Origin of the sequence: Shewanella sp. SM21 (genome assembly GCF_025654335.1) — a bacterium.
Taxonomy (GTDB): domain Bacteria; phylum Pseudomonadota; class Gammaproteobacteria; order Enterobacterales; family Shewanellaceae; genus Shewanella; species Shewanella oncorhynchi.
In genome coordinates, this window is sequence record NZ_JAKKRL010000022.1 from 26,549 (window position 1) to 52,626 (window position 26,078).

The 26,078-nt window shown below is 46.0% G+C and carries 25 protein-coding genes and 1 riboswitch; of the genes, 18 read left to right on the top strand and 7 right to left on the bottom strand.

Features of this window, described 5'->3' with window-relative positions:
* Positions 1-145 precede the first annotated feature (145 nt).
* Positions 146-742: a TetR/AcrR family transcriptional regulator gene (locus tag L5L94_RS20895; protein WP_263164934.1), complete on the bottom strand. Its 597-nt coding sequence runs from the start codon at positions 740-742 to the stop codon at positions 146-148.
* A gap of 279 nt (positions 743-1,021) precedes the next feature.
* Complete coding sequence (locus tag L5L94_RS20900) at positions 1,022-1,333, bottom strand: pyrimidine/purine nucleoside phosphorylase (protein WP_219254978.1); 312 nt, start codon at positions 1,331-1,333, stop codon at positions 1,022-1,024.
* Positions 1,334-1,691: 358 nt separating this feature from the next.
* Between L5L94_RS20900 and L5L94_RS20905 the strand changes: the two genes are divergently transcribed.
* Positions 1,692-3,647 carry a methyl-accepting chemotaxis protein gene (locus L5L94_RS20905; RefSeq protein WP_263164936.1) on the top strand — a complete coding sequence of 652 codons (1,956 nt, stop codon included), beginning with the start codon at positions 1,692-1,694 and terminating at the stop codon, positions 3,645-3,647.
* A 141-nt stretch (positions 3,648-3,788) separates the two neighbouring features.
* Here L5L94_RS20905 and ovoA read toward each other — a convergent pair whose 3' ends face one another.
* Entirely contained in the window at positions 3,789-5,903 is a 2,115-nt protein-coding gene (gene ovoA, locus L5L94_RS20910) for a 5-histidylcysteine sulfoxide synthase (protein WP_263164937.1), read from the bottom strand.
* A 365-nt stretch (positions 5,904-6,268) separates the two neighbouring features.
* Between ovoA and L5L94_RS20915 the strand changes: the two genes are divergently transcribed.
* From L5L94_RS20915 to L5L94_RS20935, 5 genes are all read left to right on the top strand, one after another.
* Positions 6,269-6,664, top strand: a complete 396-nt coding sequence (locus L5L94_RS20915; protein ID WP_105251074.1) for a hypothetical protein — start codon at positions 6,269-6,271, stop codon at positions 6,662-6,664.
* Positions 6,665-7,123: 459 nt separating this feature from the next.
* Complete coding sequence (locus tag L5L94_RS20920; protein ID WP_263147868.1) at positions 7,124-7,975, top strand: PfkB family carbohydrate kinase; 852 nt, start codon at positions 7,124-7,126, stop codon at positions 7,973-7,975.
* A gap of 314 nt (positions 7,976-8,289) precedes the next feature.
* Positions 8,290-9,750 carry a diguanylate cyclase gene (locus L5L94_RS20925; protein WP_105251077.1) on the top strand — a complete coding sequence of 487 codons (1,461 nt, stop codon included), beginning with the start codon at positions 8,290-8,292 and terminating at the stop codon, positions 9,748-9,750.
* A gap of 135 nt (positions 9,751-9,885) precedes the next feature.
* Positions 9,886-10,581, top strand: a complete 696-nt coding sequence (locus tag L5L94_RS20930) for an MOSC domain-containing protein (RefSeq protein ID WP_198572493.1) — start codon at positions 9,886-9,888, stop codon at positions 10,579-10,581.
* Between the two features lie 36 nt (positions 10,582-10,617).
* Positions 10,618-10,974: a DUF4870 domain-containing protein gene (locus tag L5L94_RS20935; RefSeq protein ID WP_105251079.1), complete on the top strand. Its 357-nt coding sequence runs from the start codon at positions 10,618-10,620 to the stop codon at positions 10,972-10,974.
* 76 nt (positions 10,975-11,050) lie between these two features.
* On the opposite strand, the gene L5L94_RS20940 is transcribed toward L5L94_RS20935, so the two are convergent.
* On the bottom strand, positions 11,051-12,967 hold the full coding sequence (locus L5L94_RS20940) for a methyl-accepting chemotaxis protein (RefSeq protein ID WP_105251080.1): 1,917 nt from the start codon (positions 12,965-12,967) through the stop codon (positions 11,051-11,053).
* A 347-nt stretch (positions 12,968-13,314) separates the two neighbouring features.
* A complete protein-coding gene (locus L5L94_RS20945) occupies positions 13,315-14,964 on the bottom strand; it encodes an electron transfer flavoprotein-ubiquinone oxidoreductase (RefSeq protein WP_263164939.1) in 1,650 nt (549 codons plus the stop codon).
* Between the two features lie 247 nt (positions 14,965-15,211).
* Positions 15,212-15,345, top strand: a riboswitch (molybdenum cofactor riboswitch).
* Between L5L94_RS20945 and moaA the strand changes: the two genes are divergently transcribed.
* From moaA to L5L94_RS20980, 7 genes are all read left to right on the top strand, one after another.
* On the top strand, positions 15,333-16,313 hold the full coding sequence (gene moaA, locus L5L94_RS20950; protein ID WP_263164940.1) for a GTP 3',8-cyclase MoaA: 981 nt from the start codon (positions 15,333-15,335) through the stop codon (positions 16,311-16,313). Its footprint overlaps the riboswitch before it by 13 nt.
* 96 nt (positions 16,314-16,409) lie before the next feature.
* Positions 16,410-16,886, top strand: coding sequence for a cyclic pyranopterin monophosphate synthase MoaC (moaC, locus tag L5L94_RS20955; RefSeq protein WP_006079755.1), 477 nt, complete (start codon positions 16,410-16,412; stop codon positions 16,884-16,886).
* 116 nt (positions 16,887-17,002) lie between these two features.
* Positions 17,003-17,254 carry a molybdopterin synthase sulfur carrier subunit gene (moaD, locus tag L5L94_RS20960; protein WP_006079756.1) on the top strand — a complete coding sequence of 84 codons (252 nt, stop codon included), beginning with the start codon at positions 17,003-17,005 and terminating at the stop codon, positions 17,252-17,254.
* Position 17,255: 1 nt separating this feature from the next.
* The gene (gene moaE / locus L5L94_RS20965; RefSeq protein WP_006079757.1) at positions 17,256-17,723 is read left to right on the top strand and encodes a molybdopterin synthase catalytic subunit MoaE; all 468 of its coding nucleotides are present in this window, start codon (positions 17,256-17,258) and stop codon (positions 17,721-17,723) included.
* A 77-nt stretch (positions 17,724-17,800) separates the two neighbouring features.
* Complete coding sequence (modA, locus tag L5L94_RS20970) at positions 17,801-18,601, top strand: molybdate ABC transporter substrate-binding protein (RefSeq protein WP_263164942.1); 801 nt, start codon at positions 17,801-17,803, stop codon at positions 18,599-18,601.
* 8 nt (positions 18,602-18,609) lie between these two features.
* Positions 18,610-19,290 carry a molybdate ABC transporter permease subunit gene (gene modB / locus L5L94_RS20975; RefSeq protein WP_263164944.1) on the top strand — a complete coding sequence of 227 codons (681 nt, stop codon included), beginning with the start codon at positions 18,610-18,612 and terminating at the stop codon, positions 19,288-19,290.
* On the top strand, positions 19,271-20,374 hold the full coding sequence (locus L5L94_RS20980; protein WP_263164946.1) for an ABC transporter ATP-binding protein: 1,104 nt from the start codon (positions 19,271-19,273) through the stop codon (positions 20,372-20,374). The genes modB and L5L94_RS20980 overlap by 20 nt, the downstream gene beginning before the upstream one ends.
* A 14-nt stretch (positions 20,375-20,388) precedes the next feature.
* On the opposite strand, the gene L5L94_RS20985 is transcribed toward L5L94_RS20980, so the two are convergent.
* Positions 20,389-20,550, bottom strand: a complete 162-nt coding sequence (locus L5L94_RS20985) for a hypothetical protein (protein WP_263164948.1) — start codon at positions 20,548-20,550, stop codon at positions 20,389-20,391.
* Between the two features lie 484 nt (positions 20,551-21,034).
* Between L5L94_RS20985 and L5L94_RS20990 the strand changes: the two genes are divergently transcribed.
* Genes L5L94_RS20990 through L5L94_RS21005 form a run of 4 tightly spaced genes read left to right on the top strand, consistent with a single transcriptional unit; the run spans position 21,035 to position 24,326 of the window.
* Positions 21,035-21,556 carry a hypothetical protein gene (locus tag L5L94_RS20990; protein WP_131524044.1) on the top strand — a complete coding sequence of 174 codons (522 nt, stop codon included), beginning with the start codon at positions 21,035-21,037 and terminating at the stop codon, positions 21,554-21,556.
* A 60-nt stretch (positions 21,557-21,616) separates the two neighbouring features.
* Positions 21,617-22,294, top strand: coding sequence for a response regulator transcription factor (locus L5L94_RS20995; RefSeq protein ID WP_006079763.1), 678 nt, complete (start codon positions 21,617-21,619; stop codon positions 22,292-22,294).
* A 49-nt stretch (positions 22,295-22,343) separates the two neighbouring features.
* Entirely contained in the window at positions 22,344-23,600 is a 1,257-nt protein-coding gene (locus L5L94_RS21000; protein ID WP_263164950.1) for a sensor histidine kinase, read from the top strand.
* Positions 23,601-23,633: 33 nt separating this feature from the next.
* Positions 23,634-24,326 (top strand): TIGR01621 family pseudouridine synthase, encoded by a 693-nt coding sequence (locus L5L94_RS21005; RefSeq protein WP_263164952.1) that lies wholly within the window; start codon positions 23,634-23,636, stop codon positions 24,324-24,326.
* A 26-nt stretch (positions 24,327-24,352) separates the two neighbouring features.
* Here L5L94_RS21005 and L5L94_RS21010 read toward each other — a convergent pair whose 3' ends face one another.
* Positions 24,353-25,522 (bottom strand): GGDEF domain-containing protein, encoded by a 1,170-nt coding sequence (locus L5L94_RS21010; protein WP_263140820.1) that lies wholly within the window; start codon positions 25,520-25,522, stop codon positions 24,353-24,355.
* Between the two features lie 371 nt (positions 25,523-25,893).
* Here L5L94_RS21010 and L5L94_RS21015 point away from each other — a divergent pair.
* The coding region (locus L5L94_RS21015) for a transposase (protein ID WP_263164954.1) at positions 25,894-26,078 on the top strand (185 nt) is incomplete at its 3' end.

The window sequence follows — 26,078 nt, forward strand, 5'->3', positions numbered from 1 at the left end:
TAAATGAGCAGCGTTAATTGAGCTGCATTAATTAATCGCCCGTTAAATTAGTAGACCAGTCGTCTAATTTTGGGGCGTGAAAATGTATTCTTTAAAAATCTGGGCTGATCGATATCAGCAAATATTAGTTTTGAGTCGGTTTAAATTAAGGAACCGTTTTGGGTGTTAAAATGGCTTTAGTCGTTACGAGTGCACGTTCGAGTGCCGCAGGGCTGTGGCCCAACTTGTTCATTAAGCTGGCGCCTAACCACATGTGATACAACATTTCAGCGGTTGATTGCGGATCTTGCTGGGCGATTGATCTATCGGTTATGCCCACTTGAACACAAGTCGTTAACCTCTCTATGATGCCGGCGGAACCTTTCAATAAGGCAACACGCATGGCTTCGGATAAATCGGCCACTTCGGCGCTGAGTTTCACGACCAGACACTTTTGATCTACGCAGCCATCGGCTTGTACGTGCAACCATTGTTGCCAGTATTGCATCAAGCGTTGATGTCCTGTCAGTGTCGAGTCATTGAATAATGCGTCTAAATCTAATTGATATTTTTCAAAATAATCAGTAATAAGCGCTTCGCCAAATTGTTCTTTGGATTTGAAGTAGTGATAAAACGAGCCTTTTGGCACTTCGGCCGCCTGCAGCAGTAGGGATAAGCCGACGCTGGAGAAGCCTTTGCGTACGATCAGCTTGTAGCCGATGTCGAGAATGTGCTGGCGAGTGGATTGAGTTTCAATTTTCATGGGGTTTAGGATAAATCAAATTAGACCGGTCGTCTAGTGTTGTTTTTATCGGCGATTTCAATACATTCGATTTAGTATGCTTTGCATTGTAAGTTTTACGCTGCCTTGAGCCAGGTTAATAAAATTGCCAAATTGATAAATGTCAGACGGATAAGGCATTCTGATGGTGAAATGGTCGGGTGGACAACATACTCACAGTGCTGAGATAAACCGTCACTGTGAGCATTCGATTCACGATTGATGTGAAATATTAATCGTACTGCCACTCAATCGAGATGATTAGAGGTAGCTACAGCAATATTCGGCAATGGCAGTATTGCGGATTTTAAAGCTAACATTCGCAGCCAGCTCAAATTGAGTGCCTTCGCTAAACTCCTGCCATACAGAGCTCTCCGGTAACAACACCTCAAAACGGCCACTGGTGACTTCCATTATTTCGCCTTGGGAGGTTGAGAACTCATATTCCCCTGGTAATACAACACCTAAGGTCTGCTTGCTGCCATCGGCAAAAAATACGCTACGGCTAGCCACTTTGCCATCAAAGTAGATGTTGGCTTTTTTAGATACTGACACTTGCTCGAGTAAACTCATTATTAATCCTCTATAAATTGGCTTGAGATGAATTTATATGCATATTTAATAAATTTCAATGCATCATTTGTCGCATGGATGTGCGCATTCAATATAAGTTGATGCTAACGTTCGGTTTATTGCTTATTTCCCACTATATCATTTTGTTTGAAATGGTCGGTATGGCTTGGCTGTCATTTAAAGTTATTAATCATTTTTCTACTTAAAAATAATGAGTTGTCGGAATTTTAGTGAACTTTTGATGAAAATAGTCGGCACCGCTTTGTTTAGCTGAGATTCTTCTCCTATAGTTTTAAGGCAGGTTTAATTCTGCAAAGATTGAAGGAATGGAATTCGACGCGCGACAAGGAGTCTCACCATGGGTTTTACTCGTAAAATTCAGCTTATCAGTTTATTGATTGTCCTATTACCCCTCATATTTGCCACCGCAATAGTGACTTACATTGCTCGGGATGAATTGTTTGCCGAGGCTCAGTCTCGTTTAGTAGCTGTGCGTGAGATCAAGCAACGGCAGATTGTTGGTATGTTTCAGGACTTTTCCGATAACCTGCAGGCCGTCAGCGCCGTAATTGCCAGCCAAAAAAGCCTCGATACTCTTACTGACATAGATCAAATCTTGCAGTCATTAAATAAATCCCTCGGTTTTTATGACCTATTTATTATTAGTGACGATGGCACCGTTTTATATACAGTGGCGAAGGAGTCTGATTTCGGTACCAATTTGCGTACTGGACCCTTCCATGATTCGGGATTAGCACAGTTATTCAATAAGGCATTGGGATCGGCGGGCACAGTATTACTACAAGATTTTTCCGCATACGCGCCTTCAAATGGTCAACCGGCGGCATTTATTGGCCAGTCGATTCAGTTTAATCAACAAAGATTGGTGGTGGCGGCTCAAGTATCAATCGATCGCATTAACAGAGTTATGCAAATTCGTGAGGGTATGGGGCAAAGTGGTGAAACTTATCTCATTGGCCCAAATAATCGCATGCGTTCTGATTCTTTTCTTGACCCCATTAATCGCACTGTTACGGCTTCGTTTGCGGGAACGGTAGCTCAGAATGGTGTTGATACGCTGGCGGTGAAGGAGGCGCTGGCAGGTAAATCGGGTGTGATGCAAGTGAATGACTATAACAATAATCCCGTTTTATCCGCTTATTCTCCTGTCGTTGAGCTTGGTTTGCGTTGGGGTTTGATGGCTGAAATTGATGTGAGTGAAATTGCTGCTCCCGCCTACCGTATGATGTTTATCGGCTTATCTGTTTGTGCAGTAGCCTTAGTGTTGGCGTTCGCTGCCGCTAAGTTAGTTACAGGGTTTGTATTAAAGCCGCTCGGCGGTGAGCCTGAGGACATGTGTAACTTGACCAGTATGATCGCCTCTGGCGATTTAACTCATAATTTACCGCATGTTCAAACGGATAATCACCTGATGAGTTGGTTGGCGCGGATGCAAACTAAGCTCAAAGAAATCATCAGTCAACTGGTGGGCGTTGGGCATGAACTTGAATCTGCCGCCGAACAAAACTCTGCCGCCATGACCCAAGCCGATTGCAGTATTCAGATGCAGGCCAAAGAAACCGATATGTTGGCCACTGCAGTTGAAGAAATGAGTTATGCCGCAGCTGAAATCAGCACGAATACGATGAGATCCTCCGATGAAGTGTCCGCCTGTACCCATTCGAGTGAAATTCTTTCGCAAAACTTGGCCAGTACTCGTAAAAGCTTAAAAGTGACCTTGAGCAGTTTTGCAACTATTCATCAACAGGTGGGCAGTCTTGAGGCGGATAGTCAGAAAATCGGCTCAGTATTAGCTGTGATAAATGCGATTGCGGAACAAACTAATCTCTTGTCTCTTAATGCGGCGATTGAAGCAGCGAGAGCTGGCGAGCATGGTCGTGGATTTGCTGTGGTTGCCGATGAGGTGCGTCAGTTAGCGGTGAAGGTTCAATTAGCGACTCAGGATATTGGGCAAGTGTTAAAAGGTATTCAGCAACAGTCAGGTGTGCTGGCGTTGCATAGTGTGACTTGTTCCACTGAAGCCTCTAAAACCGCAGAAGATGCCGATGGAATGCAGACCGCGGTGGATGATATTGCTTTGCGCTTAGAAACCTTAAAGGCATTAATGATTCAAACTGCAACCGCTGCGGAAGAACAAACAACGGTTTCGGCGACGATTGCACAGGGGATTGCTGGCTTAAGCGTGGCGGCGGAGGAAAATAGTGCGGCTATCAGCCAAGTAGCAGCAAGTACGCGGAGTCTGTTGGGGTTAGCAAATCAGCTTGGTTTAACAACGGCACAGTTTAAGGTGTAGATATTTTTCGCTGCATTTACAGTGTTCTCACCTTAGTTGGTGCTGTAAATGTGACTGAGCTGGATGTTACACATCCGCCAGAAATGGATTTCTGGCGGATATTTTTATCAGGACTTCAGTTGGTTATCCCATGAGTGAGCATTAACGTTTACGCCAAATTGTCATTTCTGAGATGGAATGTTGGAATTTACGTTTAGTCTCGCGGATCACGAAGGGAATTTCTTTCACTGCGACCAGCTCAAATTGGCCGATCAAGGTTTCGGTCAAGCCATCTAAGGTGGTGAAGTTCTCTCCTTTGACTTTAACGCCACCTAACCATTTATCCTTGGGCGTATAATCTTCAAGCCAAGTGTATGGCGAGGCAACCACAAGGTATCCACCTTGATTAATCCGCTGGGCAATACTGGTTAAAAAGTGCTTAGGCTCGTTTAACCTGTCGATAAGATTTGAGGCATAAACCAAATCATAACCTGTGTAGATGGGCTTTAAATTACAGGCATCACCTTGCATAAAGTTGACCTTTTTCGCCTCAAGCTCATATCCCAGTTTCGCGAGACTCGCACTCTTAAATTCCTGTAAGTCGCCTTCGGTACGTATGGTGTAACGTTTTTCACCTTGTTCTGTCAGCGCATAGGCCTGTTGAATAAAGCGCGCCGAGAAGTCGATACCATCAACATGATCAAACATTTTTGCCAGTTCGAAACTCGCGCGACCAACGGAGCAGCCGATATCGAGGGCTTTAGCTGTATGAGTCAATTGAATTTCACTCAGCGCTTGCTGCACACCATTGACGCAGAAGTTAGCAACCCCGAAATATTCGGCGCCATAGTGGAATTCAAGGTATTGGGAAATCAGTTCATCCGTTTCGTACACATTGACCTCGGCCATTTGAGCTGGATTTTGGGTGGATTCCACATAGCGAAAGCCCGCGTGTTGATAAAAATGTCGACGAAACGCATAGCGTGATGAAGCAATTGCCTCATTACCCGTAGAGATCCACGAGCCGCCTTTGATGAGATTATGTTTGCCATCGAAGGTTGGGGTGGAGAAATCATCGTAAAGTGGGTGTACGGCGAAGCCGTCAAAACCGTCGATTGCGGTTTCTGTCCATTGCCAAACATTACCGACAATATCGAAAAAGCCATTATGTTCGAAGCGATTCACTGGGCAAGAAGAGGCGTAATAAGCCAAAGCAATATTGCCCGGCACTTCATGCCAATCGGGCGCATCGGCGGGCACATTCTCACGTAAGATGTACCACTCAGCTTCAGTTAATAGACGTATATTGCTTTGCTTTTGTTCGGCTTTCCAATTACAGAAGGCCTTAGCTTCGAGTTGATTCACTTCAACAGGCCAGTTTAATGGCAGCGGGATTTCTTCTGCTAAGTTACGTTGCCACCATTTATCTTGTCTTAAGCGCCAAAAACGCGGCATTTGTGCTTGGGTATAGGCAAGCCAAGCTTGGCCTTCTTCATTCCAAAATTGGGGTGAGCGATAGCCGCCAGCCTCGACGAATGCGAGATACTCTTGATTCGAGACTAAGAATTTAGCAGCCTTAAAGTCGTTAACGTTAAATATTTTATGGCCGTATTCATTATCCCAACCGTAGGTTTGGTCTTGTTCAGTTTTGCCTAAGGTCACTTTTTGCCCTTTTACAGCCAATAAACTGTTGGTCTCGGCAGGGGCGGTGTCTTGGCACGCGGGCCAGAGGTGGTTGGGCGCGACATATTCCAGCGGCAGTTGGCGGATGATCACCGATGAGGTTTCTAAATGAATACGCTCATGTTCAATGCCCATCAAAATGATCCAAGCTGGGCTATTTTGAGTGATAGGTAACGCTAGAGGCATTTCATCGATAACACGATTGACGACAGCATTAACTTGTTGGCGATAGCTGCGCACCTCTGCCACATCCGGCCACGGATAATGTTGTTCGTTCAAATCATCCCAAGACATCTCATCGACACCAATGGCGAACATGGATTCGAAGTTGTCGTTTACTCGTTCATCGAGAAATTTACCGAGTTTGAGTTTGTTGATATAGAAAGTGGCCGTATGGCCAAAGTAAAATATTAACGGATGGCGCAGCGGCTCAGCTTTGAGGTAATAGGCGCTATCTTCTTGGATCAAATCAAACAGAGACTCGTATAAAGCCCATGTCTGATTAAAGTATTGCTTAAGCTCTTGACGCTTTCCGGCCTCAGTTTCACCAATGAGCTTAAGGGTTTGAGGGGGTTGCGTTATGGGCTTATCCATAGACAAGTAAACTCCGTATTTATCGGCCTGCGGTGCAAGCATGGGAAGATTAATCTATCGTGTGTGACTCTATACGCGATTACTGAGCTCAGGATCACTTTGTCAGCTTAATGTGTCGGTTTGAGGCAAAGTGTTTTACAAACTAACAGAAAGACCAATTGGGTCCAACATCAGTGCTGGAGCTTAAAGCATCTCAGGTATGACCCTTTGGTTTGGAATTATCTTACAAAGAAAGTGATGCGCTCAATTTAGTGATGCTATCCCTTACAGGGATTAAAATTATTTTATCCCTGAAGAGTATTTTCTCTGTCGGGGTTAAGGCAGAATGATCCCGTCCGTAAAATTATTATGCAGGATATAACGGGATGACAATTAACGCATTATGGATACCCGCCTGGTATGAGCTTGATCCGTCGATCGTAGTGGGTGTGACTGAGGAGTTTGTTTTTCACAAGACTGCCGCAAACGAGGCGTTAAAGTTTTACAGCGGTGCAAAGGAAAACGATGCCGTTAAGGCAACCGGAACTATTTCGGCCATTAAGCACAATGTCTTGGGGGACATTGAAAGTGTCGATGCGCAGGGGCTCGATTATACGCTTGTGTTGCAAGATGGACGGCGTTTGTTAGTCAACGCAGAGGAAAACCCTGGCTTGGTTTATGAGTGGGTTGATGACAGTTGGCAGCCTTCAGATATGGTCATTACAGATTGGACATTAGCAGTACAATTTGCGTCTTTATCACCATTGACGCCAATAAAGTAATTGAAGGTTTATCGTGAGTAACTAGATGGCAAAGTGCAGTTAGCGCTCGGGATCCGAGGTTGACTGCACTTTTACTTGTTCAGCAAGTTATTGGTATTCTTGTTTGATTCCATTCATAAATTTAATATATGTATCCAGCATGCATTTTAACTATGTCTACTGATAATTAATCGAGTCGGCTTCAAAATGGTTACGCTTCTTTTTGTCCTGAGACGTTATCTTTTCTATAAATCGATTTTAAACAAAGTGTTAGAGTTCACAGCTATGTTATACCGTATGAGTGGATAACTGTTTTCCTCATCTTCTTCGGGACAAATGCTTACATCAAGGCGCTGCCATATCCTTATAGTGTTTCTATCTCGATGATTGGATTGTGCCTGTGAGCATTTTGCTCTAGATTGATATTTCTTTGTTTTTATCTTCTGGCCTTGATGCTTTTTTGCCCTTTGGAGCCTTGTAATGGCTAATATTCTGTTAGTTGCCAATCTCAACTGTGATCGGATCTTACTGCTTGATAAACCTTTAAAAACAGGTGGACGTTTCCATTATCAAGATGGCGGCCAAAGGCTCGGCGGCGGTGGGGCAAATACCGGATTAGGTTTAGTCTGGGCTGGGCATAGCGTCGCGCTGGTGAGTCAAGTGGGCCGTGATGACATGGGGGATTGGCTCATTGCAGAAGCCAGTACGCAAGGGCTCGATTGTCGCTTAGTGCAGCGCCGCACCGGCAATACATGCGAAATGCTGCTTGTAATGACGCCAGACGGCGAGCGCACCATTATTCGGCCACAAAGACCCATATTTGAATTATCTGTACCGCCGAAATGGCAGCCATGGGACGCGTTGTATTTTAATACTTCCGCTGAAGGCTCTGTCAGCTGGGCAAAAACAGCTTTAGAACATTGTCTTGTGGTCGCGCAATTAGCCAAGGACGACAGACAGAGACCTTGTCATATTTTATTGGCCTCCATGAGTGATATTCAGGGGCGTTGTGATGGCGCATCTTGGGAATATGGCAAAAGCATTGGTGGCGATTGTCTGCGTTACTTTATTGTCACCGATGGTATCAATGGGGCTAAGGTTTACACGCATGATCAAGTGCAGCATGTTGCTGCTATCCCTGCCACAGTTGTTGATACCACAGGCGCGGGTGATGCCTATGCGGCAGGGTTGATCCACAGTCTCTGCATCGGCCAGTCGATTACTGAGGCCATGGCAGAAGGGGCGATTTGGGCGGCATTTGCGGTGGCAACTGATAGTTCTATTCCGGGTGAGGCACTAAAACAGTATTTAGAGGCGAAGCAAATCGCATGAAAATCTGCGGGCGACCAGTTTGAGTCATCTTTTTGTCATACGTCCTTGCTAGAGTATGTCTTGTGGCGCATAGCTTGTCCCTTAACGTTTTCTTGTACTTTTCTCCCATTTATTGGTTAGTATGTTTTTTGCCTCGTTTCCCCAACGAGGCATTTTTTTGCTCAAAATAAAGTTATTCCATCGTAGAACGCCAATACGACAGAAATCTTGTGCGGCCATGGCACAATTGCGTTAACATTTATTCAACTAAAATAGTTATCGTTAAATTAAAATAATAAGCCACTCAAGGTGTTCTGTAGTCTTTGGAGTTGAGAATGGGCAATAACGCTTGGAATGATAAAAATAAATTTATTTGGCTTCTGTCTGTTTTGCTTTTGGTCGCCTTTTTAGTGACCAGCGGTATCAGTTACAAAGTGGCTCATGATTCACTGAGCCAGCAAATAGAGAGCAATACCTTACCGCTCACAAGTGACAATATTTATTCAGAAATTCAACAGGATTTGTTACGACCCATCTTTATTTCATCCTTGATGGCGCAGGATACCTTTGTTCGGGATTGGACCTTAAGTCATGAGCAAGAGCCCGAAAAACTCATTCGTTACCTTAAGGAAATCCAAGAGAAATACGGTACAGTCACTAGCTTTTTTGTGTCTGAGAAAAGTCGAAATTATTACCATTCCACGGGCATTTTAAAACAAATCCAAGATGTAGAGCCTGACGATGCTTGGTATTTTCGAGTGCGTTCTTTACCTGAATCTGAACATTATGAGGTCAATATTGATGCCGATACGGCAGACCGCAGTAAGACAACCGTATTTGTTAACTATAAAGTTTTTGATTTTGAAGGGAAATTTATTGGTGTTACCGGTGTGGGGTTGGCGGTTGAAAAGGTTAAAGCCTTAATTGAGTTATATCAAAAGCGTTATAACCGCCGAGTGTTCTTTACCGATCGGCAAGGTAATGTCACTTTGCATGGCGATCAATATGACGGTACGGATTCGCTGCAAACGAACGTAGGGCTTGATAATTTGGCTACGCGTATTTTAACCAGCCCAAGTGCCGCCTTCAGCTATCAGAAAAACGGGAAAACGGTTTATCTCAATAGTCGCTTAGTTCCTGAGTTTAAGTGGTATTTGATTGTTGAGCAGGAGGATGCGCCACAAGAGCGGGAACTGTTAAATACGTTTTGGGGTAATTTGGCGTTAAGCCTAATGGTGACCCTAGGTATTTTATTCATCTCCAACATGACCTTAGGTCGTTATCAGCGCAAACTAGAAATTATGGCGTCTACTGATAAGCTCACTGGCGCCGCTAACCGTCAGGTGTTTGATGAGTACTTTAGGCAGGCGTTAGATAAAGCTAAGCTGACACAATCGCCGATTTCAATACTCTTGCTGGATATCGACCACTTTAAAAAAGTGAACGACAGTTATGGGCATGGGATTGGTGACTTAGTATTAAAAACCATGACTAATATGCTGCGTGGCTTACTACAACAACAGGATATTTTATGTCGCTGGGGCGGTGAGGAGTTTTTAATTTTACTTCCTGAGATGGATTTATCCCGAGCGGCAGAACTGGCAGAACAGATCCGTGACCTCATTTCCCAGCGGGAAATTAAAGTGAATGGATTACACATTTCTATTACTGCCAGTATTGGTGTTGCTGAGCATCAAGTGCAAGAGCCTGCGGAGGACCTTATCAAACGTGCCGATCTGGCCTTGTATCAGGCAAAAGAAGCGGGCCGAAATCAAGTGGTGTTAAATCATTCATAGACTTTACTCGGTTCTTCTTGGCAGCAATGTTTAGCCTACCTTTGTGGGTTATGGCGCGGGTTGATTGTGTTATTGGCGTATCGCGGTTTACACTCTGACAGTAATGCGCGATAGGTCATTGATTTGGAGTTGCAGATGTCAAAGTTGTTGATTAATAAATTGTCTGGATTGTACTTAGGAACCCATCTTCAAGAAATGTCCGGTGTTGCTACGGGGATTGATGGTAAGCAAGCGGCTCAACAACTGTTAGTGCATATCGACCATGTTGAAGGGGACGCGCAGGCCGATCCAAAACACCATGGCGGCCTTGATCGCGTGCTACATCATTTCCCCCGCGAGCACTACGGCCAATATCGTCGTTGGGACTTAATCACCCAGCTCGAAGATGCGCCCAGCATGGGAGAGAACATTAGCACAGTTGGACTGAACGAAACTCAAGTCAATATTGGCGATATCTTGCAAATTGGCGCAGTAAAAGTGCAAGTGACTCAGCCGCGTTCACCTTGTTTTAAATTGAATCTGCAATTTGGCCACAGAGAATTCGCACTCGCCATGCAGCAAAGCCAATTATGTGGTTGGTTTTATAGAATCTTAACCCCAGGGATTATTCAGTTAAACGATAGGATTGAATTAGTTGAGCGTCGTACTGATATCAGTGTTGCCGAGGCCATGTCACTCTATTTCTCGCCAACGTTTAATGCCAGTGCCTATGATCGTTTAGCTTCCTGCGAGGGATTAGCGCTGAGTTGGGTTAATAGCCTACAACGCCGCTTAGCATTACAGACAGTAGAAGATTGGCAAATGCGTTTATATGGGCCGAGTGGAAAATAAGGCTTTATATTCAAAATGATAAAACAGGGATGACCTATGATTGAACCCGTTACAAAAAGTGATAAAGATTTTGGCTTACTGGTATACGCCTCAAGTTTTATTGGATACTTAGTGCCGTTGGGCTCTATTCTTGGTCCTTTGATCATTTGGCTGATGAAGCGTGAAGAGTCCGCATTTGTCGATCAATGTGGCCGTAGTTGTTTGAACTTTAAATTGAGCCTGTTGATTTATGTGATTATCAGTGGCGTATTAGCTTTGGTCGGCATTGGTTTCATCTTTTTAGCCATACTCGGCATATTCGATTTGGTGTGCACTGTGCTGGCGATTATTAAGGCCAGCGAAGGTAAAGTGTATCGCTATCCATTAACGATTAAATTTATTGCTATGGATTAATTACCTCTGCGAGTTAAAGAAAAACGCCTTAGATGGAAACATCTAAGGCGTTTTTTATGGCGTAAGTTTTAAGGTTTTACACCTTAAACTTGGCCACTAAGGTATCTAAGCGGTGTGACAGTTGATTCAAGGCTAAACTCGCCTGTGCCGCCGCTTGTGCAGTATTGGCAGTACGTTGAGTAATGTCATTGATTTCAGTGACGTTACGGTTGATGTCCTCCACAACTGTGGATTGTTCTTCCGTTGCCGCAGCAACTTGGATGTTCATGTCGCTGATAAGACCAATGCGATCGCTAATGCCAATTAACGATTTACTGGCTTCATCGACGGCCACAACGCCTTCGTGGGAGCGGGTACGACTCTGGGCCATCGCATTAACCGCGCGGCTGGCTTCCGATTGCAGCTTGTCGATCATGCCTTGCACTTCATTGGTCGATGCTGCTGTGCGTGAGGCTAAGTTACGCACTTCATCGGCTACGACAGCAAATCCGCGTCCAGCTTCGCCGGCACGTGCTGCTTCAATGGCCGCGTTGAGGGCTAACAAGTTAGTCTGCTCAGAGATAGCGCGGATCACATCTAAAATACCACCGATGGATTTAGTGTGGGTCGCGAGGGACTCAATCACTTCACCCACTTGGCCAACGTCTTTCGACAATTGGTTAATGGTATCGCGGGCACGGGTTACCACAACTTGGCCGCTGCTGGCTTCAGTATCTGCATCTCTGGCGGCAACCGCAGCTTGGGCGGCATTACTGGCAATTTCGTTAACCGTCGCGCCCATTTCATTAATGGCCGTTACCACCATCATAGTGCGATCTTTCTGCTCGTGGCTGTCTTCTAAGGTTTGCTGTGCCTGATTCGACACATCCTTAGCCGAGAAACCGAGCTGTTCGCTGGTTTGTGCCACTTCGATGACAGATTCCTGTATCTTGCTGATAAAGCTGTTAAATCCCTTGGCGAGTTGCGCAATTTCATCTTCACCATTGACAGGTAGACGTTGGCGTAAGTCACCTTCACCTTCGCCTATGTCGTGGAACATAGCGGCAACTTGTGCAATAGGACGACTCACAGAACCTGCCACCACGATGGCGAGAACAATAAAGCCCGCTGCAATGATTAGCGTCCAGATTAAGATCTGATAAGCCGCTTCGGTTAATAGTGCGAATACTTCGGCCTCTGGCACCTGTGCGACTAAGTACCAATCCATAGATGCGATATAACTACTGGCAACCAGCATGTTTTCGCCATTGATTTTGGTATTGATCAGATTGAAATCGCTGCGGTTTAATAATGAGCTTGAACTCGCATCCTTGTATAAGTTGCTTAGGCTGCTCTTACCAATTTGGCTCGTATCTGGGTGGAGTTTTACCTCACCTTTAGCATCCACTAAGTAGACTAAACCGGTTTCTTCAATCTTAAACGAGCTCAGCAAACGCACCATGTCATCGAGTGATTTAGCAAGCCCGACTAAGCCGCGACCATTAGGTTGCTGGTAGTTGATGAAGAGTTTGACTTCGCCGTTGGCCTCAGTGAATACGTTTAACATACGTTCTTGGCCACTGTCTCGGTAACCAAAAAACCAGCCATCCTGCGCTGGGGTTAGCACGCGCAAAAATCCATCCTGAGTGTAGTAGGCGGCAGTTTGTCTGTCGGCGTAGGAGGCTTGCGCTAGCTTATATTGACGCGTGATGTCTTTCAGTTGGGCAACCACTTGGGTTTCTTGGGCCTGTGGTCTGCCATCTTCGAGCCATTGGAGTAACATGCGGCTGCTGGCCAATTGCTCTGCGGCATTCATTAAAGTGGAGATGTCGAGATCGATCTTATTGCGGATCTGCATCATCAAACTCGGCAGTTCCGAACCTAACATCCGTTGTTGTACGACATTTTTAGCGCTACGTTGGCTTAATACGCCGACGAGTATGGTCGACAGCAGTACTGCAAATGTCACTGTTAACAGAATTTTCTGCTTAATGGTGAGGTTATTAAATATCATAAATATCAATATGCCTGTGTTGGACTGTTTTGCGTTATCGGTCAACGCACTCTTGTACGGTAAAAGATTATCGGACAGGAATGTGAAAAGTTAACCTTAGTCTAGGCCGAATGCCGAATAAAACAGCGTATAAAACATTTATTTGGCCTAACCCGTTGGTCTTGCAGTAGATCTAATTATGTAGAGTATAGATGGAAATGGGATGATGATTGAAAACGAACTCTTTTATGTGTGGCAATTGTGGCCAATGTCGTAGATAAGGGCAAGCAAAAAAGTGAGATGTTTGTTTCAAAGGTGAAAAAAAGGCGCTCCATTGAGCGCCGCTATTAACATTTATTGGTGACAAGTTACATATTGGGGTAGTTAGGACCACCACCGCCTTCTGGCGTAACCCAAGTGATATTTTGGCTAGGATCTTTAATGTCGCAGGTTTTGCAGTGAATGCAGTTTTGCGCATTGATCACAAATTTGGGCTGACCCGCCTCTTCGACGATTTCATACACGCCGGCTGGGCAATAACGCTGTGCTGGCTCATTAAACTGAGTCAAGTTAATGCCCAGTGGAATGCTGCTGTCCTTGAGACGTAAATGGCAGGGCTGATCTTCCTCATGATAAGTGCTCGACAGATACACTGAGGACAGTTTATCGAAGCTAAGCTTGCCATCGGGTTTTGGATAATCAATCTTGCTGTAAGCGCTCACAGGTGCCATTTGCGCATAGTCTGGGTGCTCATCACGCAGTGTGATAGGGAACTTTCCGCCAAACCAGTTTTGATCTATATAGTTGAATGCGCCGCCTAAATAGGTACCAAATTTGTGCATCGCTGGACCAAAGTTGCGGGATTTATGCAATTCTTCGTATAGCCAGCTTTCTTCAAGGTGGGTTTGGTAACAGTCGAGATCTTTACCGCCTTCAACCCCTGCCATCATGGCTTTACCTAAGGTTTCTGCTGCAACAATCCCGCTCTTCATCGCAGTGTGAGTGCCTTTGATTTTAGCAAAGTTCAACGTACCCGCGTTGCAGCCTATGATAAGACCGCCAGGAAAACTCATCTTAGGTAGCGAGTTTAAGCCGCCTTTAGTAATCGCGCGTGCGCCATAACTAAGGCGTTCGCCACCCGTTAAATACTTAGCAATCACAGGGTGGGTTTTATAGCGCTGGAATTCGTCAAATGGGCTCAGATGCGGATTTTTGTAGTTCAAATCAATAATAAGGCCGACCGCAATTTGGTTATCTTCCATGTGATAAAGGAAGCCGCCACCCGATGCGCCCTCGGTTAATGGCCAGCCACCAGTGTGAACGACTTTGCCTTGTTCGTGTTGTTCGGCGGGGACTTTCCAAATTTCTTTGAAGCCTAAACCGTAATGCTGTGGTGTTTTACCATTATCTAAATGGTATTTTTCGATAAGTTGCTTGCCTAAGTGGCCGCGGCAACCCTCGGAGAAAACGGTATATTTAGCGTGCAACTCCATGCCTGGCATAAAGCTGTCTTTGGGTTCGCCATCGGCACCCACTCCCATATCGCCAATCAAAATACCTTTAACGCTGTTATCGGCGTTAAATAGTAGTTCACTGGTGGCAAAGCCGGGGAATATTTCGACACCGAGTTCTTCTGCGCGATTGGCAAGCCAGCGGGATAGATTACCGACGCTGATAATAAAATTGCCGTCGTTGTGCATGGTTTTTGGCACAAAAGCATTAGGCATGACTCTGCCGTCGGTGGCTGAGCTGAGTAGGTAAATTTCGTCGTGGGTGACAGCGGTTTTTATTGGAGCATCTTTTTCGCGCCAGTCACTGAATAGCTCGTCTAGCACTTTTGTCTCGAACACAGCGCCTGACAGAATATGCGCGCCCACTTCTGAGCCTTTTTCTACCACACAGACGGTAATTTCTTTACCTGAATCCTGTGATATTTGCATTAATCGACATGCCGTGGCCAAGCCAGCTGGACCAGCACCGACGATAACAACATCGAATTCCATTGATTCGCGTTCCATCAGTTCACCTCTTCCTTCACGTTTCCCCGATTTTTATCGAGTGTTGTAGTTTGTAAACGGGCGTTTTATTGCTTGCACCACCTTACCTGAAAATAAGATAAGGTCACAGTGGATTAAGCTGCTGTTTAGTCTAATTCAATACAAATCTTTAGGTGAGGACTGTCACAGATTATTCACGCTAGCGTGATCTAGGTTAATAAATACCTGTTTAGGGGTATAGCTAGTGAGTACTTTCGGCCTATAATCACCGACGACGGTTCTCCGAGCTTGCCTGCCTAAGTCGAAAGATATGGAGGTGTAGCCGTGGTAATAATGCCACCGGGGTGGGATAAGAAATGCTCTCACCTCCCACACTTGGAAAGGTGATCATGTCTCAATTACAAGACAGCTTTGGTCGAAAATTTCACTATTTACGGATGTCAGTCACTGACGTTTGTAACTTCAAATGCAGTTACTGCCTCCCTGATGGTTATCATCCTGAAGGTAAACCAAAATTCTTATCTCTCAATGAGATAGAAAACTTAGTCTCCGCATTTAGCCAAGTCGGCACCCAAAAAATCCGCATTACAGGCGGTGAACCTACCCTGCGTAAAGACTTTACCGACATCATTCGTGTCGTCGCTGATAACCCGCGCATTCATACTATTGCGACGACCACTAATGGATATCGACTCGAAAAGCATGCCAAAGAATGGTTCGATGCTGGCTTGCGTCGTATCAATGTGTCCGTGGATAGTTTAGATCCCAAAATGTTTTACCAGATCACTGGCGAAAATAAGTTTGATGAAGTGATGCGGGGGATTGATGCCGCCTTGTCAGCAGGTTTCGAGCGAGTAAAAATCAACGCCGTACTGCTTAAAGGCTTAAACGATAAAGATTTGCCACGTTTTTTACACTGGATTAAACACACGCCAATCGACCTGCGTTTTATCGAGCTGATGGAAACGGGTCTTGGTCGTGAGTATTTTGAAGCACATCATCTAGCGGGCGCTGACATCAAAGCGCAGTTACTGGCAGATAGCTGGCAATTAGATACGCCAAGCGCCTCCGATGGTCCAGCCCAAAATTTCAGCCGCAGCGATTATCAGGGCCGTATCGGCTTGATCATGCCCTATGCCAATAATTTTTGTGCTACCTGTAACCGTTTACGGGTATCTGCTAAGGGTAAATTGCACTTGTGCCTCTTTACGGAATCCGGTGTCGATTTACGTGATCTGCTACAGCATTCTAACCAGCAAGCGGAATTAATTGAGCGTCTGCACGGTCAATTAGCCCAGAAGAAAGAAACCCATTACTTGCATCAAGGCATCACAGGTGTCACTCAGCATCTTGCCTCTATTGGCGGCTAGACCTGATTTTAGGTCTGTGGCTATAGCCAATTTAGCGCGAGTAAAAGCTCAATTTCCCTTGTACCCTGTTTTGACCTCAATTAAAGGATCGCTCCGATGAGCAATGTATTTACTCATATTAATGCCGATGGCAATGCCCATATGGTCGATGTAACTGAAAAGGCCGTTACTGAGCGCGAAGCCCGTGCAGAAGCTTTTATTGAGATGGCGAGCACGACACTCGAGATGATCATGAGTGGCAGCCACCACAAGGGGGATGTGTTTGCGACCGCGCGTATTGCGGGCATTCAAGCCGCGAAAAAAACCTCAGACCTTATCCCTCTCTGCCATCCGCTGATGCTAACGAAAGTTGAAGTCGATTTAGAGGCACAACCTGAACATAACCGCGTGCGTATTACTAGCCTGTGCAAGTTATCCGGCAAAACGGGCGTAGAGATGGAAGCGTTAACTGCAGCTTCAGTGGCGGCGTTAACTATCTATGACATGTGCAAGGCCGTGCAAAAAGATATGGTGATCTCCCAAGTCCGTTTGCTAGAAAAACGTGGCGGCAAATCGGGACATTTTAAGGTTTAGCCTGACAGAATAGGCTTTAGCCACTCGGCAGATTACCAAGTGAGCGAAGCTGTCCAAGCTTAAGTCTGACGCGCTATTGGTGAGTCAGTTAAGCGGATCAAAAACGAGAGAAGATTATGATTAACGTGTTGTTTTTTGCTCAAGTTCGAGAATTATTGGGCACAGCTAAATTAAGCCTAGAGGCGAGCGAGCAGACACAAACCGCTGAAGCGTTACGTGCGACGCTGGCCGCCACCGACGATAAATGGGCTAAAGTATTAACCTCAGACAAATTGCTGGTAGCGGTAAATCAGACCATCAGTCAATGGGATACGCCTGTAAACGATGGTGATGAAGTCGCCTTTTTCCCACCCGTTACCGGAGGTTAATATGCGCTTATTACCCGCAGTTCGAGTGCAAGAAGTCGATTTTAGTGTGACCGACGAATATCGGCAGTTGGCTCAAGATGATAGCGATGGTGCCGTAGTCACTTTCGTCGGTAAAGTGCGTGATTTTAATGATGGCGCCGCCGTGACTGACTTAACCTTAGAGCACTATCCTGGCATGACAGAAGCCGTGCTAGAACAAATCGTTGTCGAGGCGCGCAGTCGCTGGCCACTGAACAAAGTCACTGTGATTCACCGCGTGGGCACTATGGCCTTAGGTGAGCAAATTGTATTTATCGGCGTAACCAGCGCCCATCGCAAAGCCGCCTTCGCGGCCTGTGAATTCTTAATCGACTTCCTAAAAACCAAGGCGCCATTCTGGAAATTAGAAGCGGGCGAGCAAGGTAAAAGTTGGGTTGAGGCGAAAGATGCCGATGAACAAGCTGCCAAACTGTGGCAACACAAAGATTAATTACAGCAAAAATACGCGCAGTGGCAAGGCAGCTTGCTAGCTCTACATGAACGCGAACACGGCACTGAGGTGACCCAATGCAGAGTTTGACCCGTTTCTTCCACTCCCTTAGTTTTGTATTACTGTTTTGCTTAGCAGTTGTACCATCGACCAGTCGCGCAGTGGATAATGCGCCGATTCCTGCCATCGCCGCGGCGGCTAATATCAAGTTTGCCTTGGATGACATTGTTAAAAACTTCACCGCAGAAACGGGTCTCAAAGTACGGGTCTCTTATGGTTCATCGGGAAATTTTGTCGCGCAAATTCAACACGGTGCGCCGTTTGAAATGCTGCTGAGCGCCGATGAGCGTTATATTGCCGAGCTGAACAAAGTCGGTTTTACCCAAGGCGAGGGCGTGCAGTATGCCGTTGGCCGTTTAGCCTTAGTCGCCCCTAAAAATTCACCGCTCGCACTAGATATCGAACTCAATGGCCTAAAAGCATTAATGGCCGCGGGTCAGCTAGAGCGTTTTGCGATTGCCAATCCTGACCATGCACCCTACGGTGAACGCGCCCGAGAGTTATTGAAAAAACTCGGTTTATGGGATGAGCTACAAACTAAGTTGATCTTAGGCGAAAACGCCTCCCAAGCGGCGCAGTTTGCGATCAGCGGCTCTACTCAAGGCGGAATTATTCCTTTATCACTGGCAATTGCGCCGCAGTTTCAGGCCCTCGGTCATTATTTAGCTCTGCCCTCAGATCTCCATGGTCCGCTGAATCAACGTATGGCGTTAATGCCTAAGGCTAGCTCAACCGCCGAGCGTTTCTACCAATATCTACAGTCAGACGCCGCCCGCGCCGTATTCACTCAATACGGTTTTGGTTTGCCAGTAAGTTAAGGATTCCAATGGATTGGCAGGCGCTGTGGTTATCGGTCAAACTCAGCAGCATCACAGTATTGGTGCTGATCCCCCTTGCGATACTCGCGGGGCGAGCTTTGGCCTACCGCCAATTTGTCGGTAAATCTTGGGTCGAAGCGCTGATCATGGTGCCCTTAGTGTTACCGCCGACTGTGATTGGCTATTACTTGCTGGTGGGGCTCGGTAGTCAGAGTTGGCTCGGACAATGGATAGAGCAACTGACTGGCCAGCAGCTCGTGTTTCACTTTTCTGGTCTGGTTATCGCCTCCGTTTTAGTTAATATTCCCTTCGCAGTGCAGCCGATACAACGCGCCTTTGAAACTGTACCTAATGATGTCCGCGATGCCGCAGCTTGTTGTGGCATGAGCCGACTTAAAATATTGCTTAAGATTGAATTGCCTATGGTGTGGCCGGGTGTGCTAACCGCGCTGGTGTTGTGTTTCTCCCATGTGCTCGGCGAGTTTGGCGTTGTGTTGATGATGGGCGGCAATATCGCTGGCGAGACTAAGACAATTTCTATTTCTATCTACGACAGTGTGCAAGCCTTCGATTTTAATGCCGCAGGCACTATGTCATTAGTGTTATTACTGTTTGCGGTAACGGCTTTGGCGCTGACTACCAGTTTATCACGGCGTTTAGGAGGTCAGCGTGGCGCAAATCATCGCTGATCTGCAGTGTCAGATCCAAAACCATAAATACATTAAACTCAACGCTGATTTTCGTTGTAAAGCTGGCGAAGTGCTCGCTGTGGTGGGGCCGTCTGGCGGTGGCAAAACGACCTTGCTACGGATGATCGCTGGATTAAATCATCCCGATACGGGCCAAATCCATTTTGGCGAACGGCCTTGGTTTGATGATAAAGCGCGCATCGCCTTAAGCCCGCAGCAACGCCATATCGGTTATATGCCGCAGCATTTTGGCTTATTTCCGAATCTCACTGCCTTGGAAAACGTAGTCGCTGGACTTGACCATATCCCTAAATCTGAGCGCATTGTACGCGCGAAAGATTGGCTTGAGCGAGTCAACCTACAAGGCCTACCCGATAGATTGCCAGCGCATTTATCGGGCGGTCAGCGTCAGCGGGTCGCGCTTGCCCGGGCACTTGCCCGCGAACCTTCAGTATTATTACTCGATGAGCCTTTTTCGGCGGTAGACAGGGAAACCCGCGAGCGTTTATATCTCGAACTGGCGCGCCTCAAAGAGCAGTTACTCTGCCCAGTGATCATGGTTACCCATGACTTAAATGAAGCTTTGTTGCTAGCCGATTCGATGATTTTGATCAGCCAAGGGAAGATGCTACAGCAGGGCGCACCTTTCGAGGTGTTGTCGCGGCCTCGCAATGAAGCGGTGGCGCGGCAGATGGGGCTAAGGAATATTTTCGACGGTGAAGTGGTGTTTCAAGACAGCACAAAAGACCTCACTTGGCTTAAGTTTGGCGAACAGTTAATTGCCTGCGACTATGGCAAAGATCGCCCTGTGGGAAGTCGAGTTCGTTGGGTTATCCCCAACCAAGGTATTCGGTTTAATTCGATTTCCAAAGGGCGTTTATGCCGCAGCTTTAATAAGTTAGATGTCACTATCGACGCTATGCTGGTGATGGGCGAATCGGTCCGGCTTATCTGCTATATCACAGGTACTCAGTTACAACTTAACACCGAAGTCTCGCTGCATTTTGCCCAAAAACTTGCACTCACAAAAGGAATGCAAACCACAGTGGCACTCAAATCCGAACAAATTCATATTTTGGAATAACGTGATATCGCACTCTAATGACGTTTTTTACCCAGCAATCCAATCCAAAATGTCCCTTCCAATAGCATGCCTAAGATGATGAACACCAATACACTGGTGGCGCTGCCATAGGCATAAGCGCTTAATGCTGCTATTAATAACAAGCTTAAGCTTATCCATCGCATGACTGGTTTCATTTTCGCTCCGATTTAAAAATACCGTTACCTGACGCTAAGTTATCTGACTTTAGTCGAGGGCGATTTATTTGCCAATCCCACTTTTTAATGACACAGATAGACTAAAATACCCGCTAAAATTCAATCCTCTTGATTCTAAATGGCGAAATTGAGGGTTATCACTGAAAATGTCATGTTTAAAAATCCCCAGATGATCAAAGCTTAATCTTGTTTCCATCGGCGTTTAAGTTGGTATTAGGTAGACTTAGCACATTAGCCACAAAATGATTGAGTGTTTGGCTTATCAGCGATTTAGGTTCTGTTGACGTTGGATTTCAGATCAATTGATGGCCGAACCAGAGTTAACGCTGACACAGTGTGATGCTATATCCAGTGGTAAATTGTGAGGGATTAGCTTGGAATTGCATACAGGCGCAATAGGTCCATCGACTTCTAACTGATTGTCTCATAAGATACAAACTTAGCTGATTTATATGGAGGGGCCATGAGACTATGGTTGCTAGGATTCATGTTGGTATCTGGTGTCGCAACGGCGGCTCAGAGCATGTATTCGATGTTTGCGGGTGGAGACTATGTACCGCCGTTGAGCGTTATGCAGCAGATTGAAAAAGGGTTCTCCGGTGTGATTGCCGAATTTCATATGGAAGAGCAAGAGGGTGAATTAGTCTATCAATTTGAGTTGATTAATCCTTTAGCAAACTCTATAACGCGGTTTGAATATCGTGCCCGTGATGGTAAGTTACTGAAACAAAAGGCGAGTAAAGTAAGCGCCGATGATCTGGGTGAGGTTGAGGCAACGCGTATGATCGCGGCAAAAGATCAAACCTTTTCAGGTCTAATCATTAAGGCCACTAAAGATCATAAAGCCTTCTTAACCGAAGCAAAGTTAGACCACGACTTAGGTATCAGTTACTTAGAACTTAAGCTGTTAGACGATACGGGTAAGTTTAAGTTGGCCTTTGATGTCGAAAATTTACGACCGTTACCTTTACTCAAGTGGGATTGAAATATCTAAGTCAATCGAGTGCTCACACGAGTGCTTAAGATTGAGGAGCGCAACATACAGATGAAAATACTTTTAGTTGAAGATGATGCGACGACGATTGATTACATCGTCAAAGGATTTCTTGAGCAGGGCCACAATATCGAAACGGCGAGCGATGGCCATCAAGGCCTGTCACTTGCGACGAGTAGTCAGTACGATCTCGTGATCCTCGACCGCATGTTACCTCAACTCGATGGCTTAAAATTGCTGGCCGCCTTAAGGGCTACGGGTAATCAAACACCAGTGCTGATTTTATCCGCTTTAGCGCACGTCGATGAGCGAGTAAAAGGCTTGCGGGCAGGTGGCGACGACTATATGACTAAGCCGTTTGCTTTCTCCGAGTTATTAGTTCGCGCTGAAAAACTGATGCACCGTGGGCAATCTGTGCCTGTGACAACTGATCTCGTTGTTGGTGGTTTGAAGATGGAGTTACTGACCCGTAATGTCACTTTAGACGGGCAGGAGTTGATGCTACAGCCAAAAGAGTTCCAGTTACTTAAGTATCTGATGGAACATGCTAATCAAGTTATTAGCCGCACCTTATTGTTCGAAGCAGTGTGGGATTATCACTTCGATCCGCGCACGAACGTCATCGATGTGCATATCGCAAAATTACGCCGTAAATTTGAAGAGTTAGGCCATGGCGAGCTTATCGAAACCGTGAGGGGAGCGGGTTATCGCTTACGACAAAGGCATTAAGCCTTACCAAAGCAGCGCCTGGCGCATCACAATCGTTTTTTCGACCTTAGTGATAGTGATCATCGGGGCGTTGCTATTTGCCCTCTATCGGCAGTTGATCATCGAGCAGCAGTATCAAGTGACTCAATATTTAGAGTCAGAGACCCAACGTTATCAGCAACTTGCCCTAACGGTTGATCGCCGTAGTTTTGCCGCTCAAATCCGCGCCGCCGATCCACAAACGGCCCTGATCGCTTGGCGTAATAGCTACGATATGGTCGGTGCCTTGAGCTTTATGCCCGAAGGCATGCCCATGCTGCCGCAAACGCGGGATTTTCCTATCTTAACCGGTGGCCCGGATAAGCTGCATATTCTTACTGGCGGCCTAGTGATGACCCGCTACGGCCCAGTGTTGATTGCGACCCGTACCGATAACTTAGCGACGTTAATTGATAAGTTTATCAGTGCCGCCGCGACGGCTGTCATGCTTACCGTAGTGTTGACTTTAGCGCTCGGCTATCTGTTTTCTAAGGCGATTTTACGTCGATTAGTGCAATACAACCGCTTGAGTGAACAGATTGAACGCGGTCACTATGACACCCGCTTACCCTTGAGTTGGCGTCAGGATGAGTTCGATATGTTGGCGCTGCAGTTTAATAATGTGCTGGATATTCTCGAAAATAACCTGATGGCAGTGCGTGGTGCGACCGATAATATCGCCCATGATTTACGTACTCCACTGTCACATATCCGTATTGGTATTGAAGAGTTAGCGAGTAAGTCGAGCAATGAGATTAGCGAAGGTTGCGCCATTTTGACCGAGGAGCTCGATCATTGTTTAGCGACATTTGATGCCATGTTATCGCTCACGCGTATCGAAGAAGGTCAGCAGACACTCGATTTGCAGGAGCTAAGCCTAGCGCAACTGTGTACTGACTTATTGGATATGGCCGATGCTGTGGCTGAATCTAACGAGCAAACCTTGAGTTTATCGCTACTGACAGATCATAAGGTTTTTGGGGACAAATACTTATTATTCCAAGCCTTATATAATCTTGTCGATAATGCGATGAAGTATTCTGGCCAAGGTGCGCGGATTGAGATTATTCAGTCAGGCCCACAAATTCAGATCCGCGATAATGGCCCTGGTATTCCAGACGAGAGTAAAGAAAGAGTGTTCGAACGTTTAGTGCGCCTCGACCCTAGCCGGCATTTACAGGGCACTGGTTTAGGATTATCTATGGTCAAAGCGATTCTCTCACGGCACAATGCCAAAATTAATCTCACGGATAATCATCCTGGCTTAGTCGTCACTATTCAGTTTTAAGTCGATGATCCGCATTACAACGCCGAGTACTCCATGTATCGAATCATAGCCGATGAGGCTGATTTTATTGTTATTTCCAAATCAGCCAAAGTGCATTTCCACAGTCAGGATGGGACTGCAGGCGTGGTGGCGCAGGCTGAGCAAGATTTAGGGATTAAGCTTTTTGCTGTTCATCGACTCGATACACCCACGTCCGGTCTGTTGATTCTGGCTAAGAGCGCGGTCGCCGCCAAGCAATTTACTGAGCTGTTTACCGCTCATAAAGTGCAGAAATATTACCTCGCCCTCGCGAAAGGCAAGCCGAAGAAGAAGCAAGGCTGGGTGATTGGTGACATGGCAAAGTCGCGTCGTAGCATGTTTAAGTTACTGCGGACTAAAGAGAATCCAGCGATTACGCAGTTTTTCTCCTTGAGTGTTGGTGAGGGGTTGCGTTTATATTTGCTTAAACCCCACTCAGGTAAAACCCATCAATTAAGAGTTGCCTTGGCGAGTTTAGGTGTACCCATTTTAGGGGATGATTTATACGGCGGTGGGGCAGCGGATCGGTGTTATCTGCATGCCTATTGTCTGCATTTTCGCTATGGTGATGACGTGACAGGTTGGCGTGATTACGCTTATCGGGATTTGCCGACTCAAGGTGAGCATTTTGACGCTGAAGGTGTCACTGAGGCGCTAGTTTCATGGCGTGAGCCCGATACTTTGGCTTGGCCTGCGAAAGGAGATTAATCTTTGCAGCGTTATGTTGCAAAAGCCTAGCAAGCTTGGCAAATACGGTCTCGACCCTCAGATTTTGCGCGGTACATAGCTTGGTCTGCTTGAATGAGTAGTTTGTCAGGTTGGCATCCTTGATAAATCGTGGCGTAACCTAAACTGGCATGAATTTTTATCGTAACACCTTGCCAGATAAATGAATTGTCCTTAAGTACTTGATGCAATTTCTCGGCGACGACTCTGGCCGCGGGTGCATCAGTCGCGGGTAAAATCACCAGAAACTCCTCTCCACCGTGACGACATAGGGCGTCATTTTCTCGCAATACCGACCCAAACAGTCTCGCCGCCGTCAGCAGGGCGAGATCGCCCGCATCGTGCCCGTATTGATCGTTGATATCTTTAAAATGATCAAGATCCAATAAAATCATACTGTAAGGTACTTTATCCCGCAGCCAGCGTTGATGGATATTGTTTAAAAACTTATGCATAGCACGGCGATTCCACAGGCCTGTGAGTTGGTCCCGCTCCGCTAACATGCGGATTTTACTGACAAGCCGCGTCATGGCATTACCTATCATCACGATATTGATCAATAGGGCCAGAAATACATAGAACCAAAGCACAGGTATGGCTTCTTGCGTGTGCATGGCGATAAACATCGGACTTTCTTCGGGAGAGAGTAAGGCGATAAAGATACGAATGATAAAAATACCCACCATGGCGACTAAGGGCATGGCCATAGCGATGGCAACTCGATTTCCCGTATCGCGTTTGATGGCAAGATAGTTATCTCGAGTTAACATGGCGAAAATGAGCGCGGCGCAGGCTGAGAATGCGATGGCCAAAATGCGTTCGGAGCTGAAATTAGGTGGAACCAAAAGCATCACACCAGCGGTGAGTGCTAAAAGAATAAGATCCGATTTTACGCTGGGCTTGAGTCTAAAAAGCGCCTTCGTTCCCCAACGCGCTAGAATGAAGCCAAATAAAATCGCCATATCCGAGCAGAACCAAAAAAAGTAACTGGAGGCTTCGGTGCGTTGGCTGTTGAGTATTATGCCAAGGAGGACGAACAAGTTCGCCAGAGAAAAGCGCATACTGGCTTGAGTGGCAATTTTTAAAGGTTGTGCAATGAGTCCCCATGCGACGGCAGCCGTGCTAGTAAGCAGGCAAATAAACTTGATGAGTAATAAGGCTTGGGGATCAAATATCATTCTTTTACTTCATATTTTTCTTTAACTATAGATGCTTTTAGGGATTTTCGGTTGGAGTTTACTGGTTATCTTAGTCTACTCTGGACAGATAATGGGTTGAATATCCTTTTTCATTTTAGGGAATGGTAAGGGCCTTCATTTAGGTTGTGACTGGGATTATTTACGCTTTGCAAACTAAAAGGTTTGCAAATTCTGAGTCTTCCTGCGAAGTTAGATCTTGTTGATTTGCCTACAATCTCCGTTTTGAGGATGTTCTGTTATGGATACAAATAAACTACTTTTAGGGTCTGTTGATCTTTCGAGAGTAATTTTTAGACAGCATGGCAAGACGTTATAATTTGCTTCGCCAAAAGTAACCATAACCTCAAGCCATGCCAAGACTTATGCTAACCGATGCACGCTGGGAAAAGCTATTTCATTTAATGAAAAGCACAGGCCGTGTTTATGACAAACCTGAACATAGACAAACATTCGAAGGTATTCTTTACCGCCTTAGAACAGGTATCCCTTGGCGAGATTTACCTAAAGAGTTCGGTCATTGGAGCACGGTCTTTAG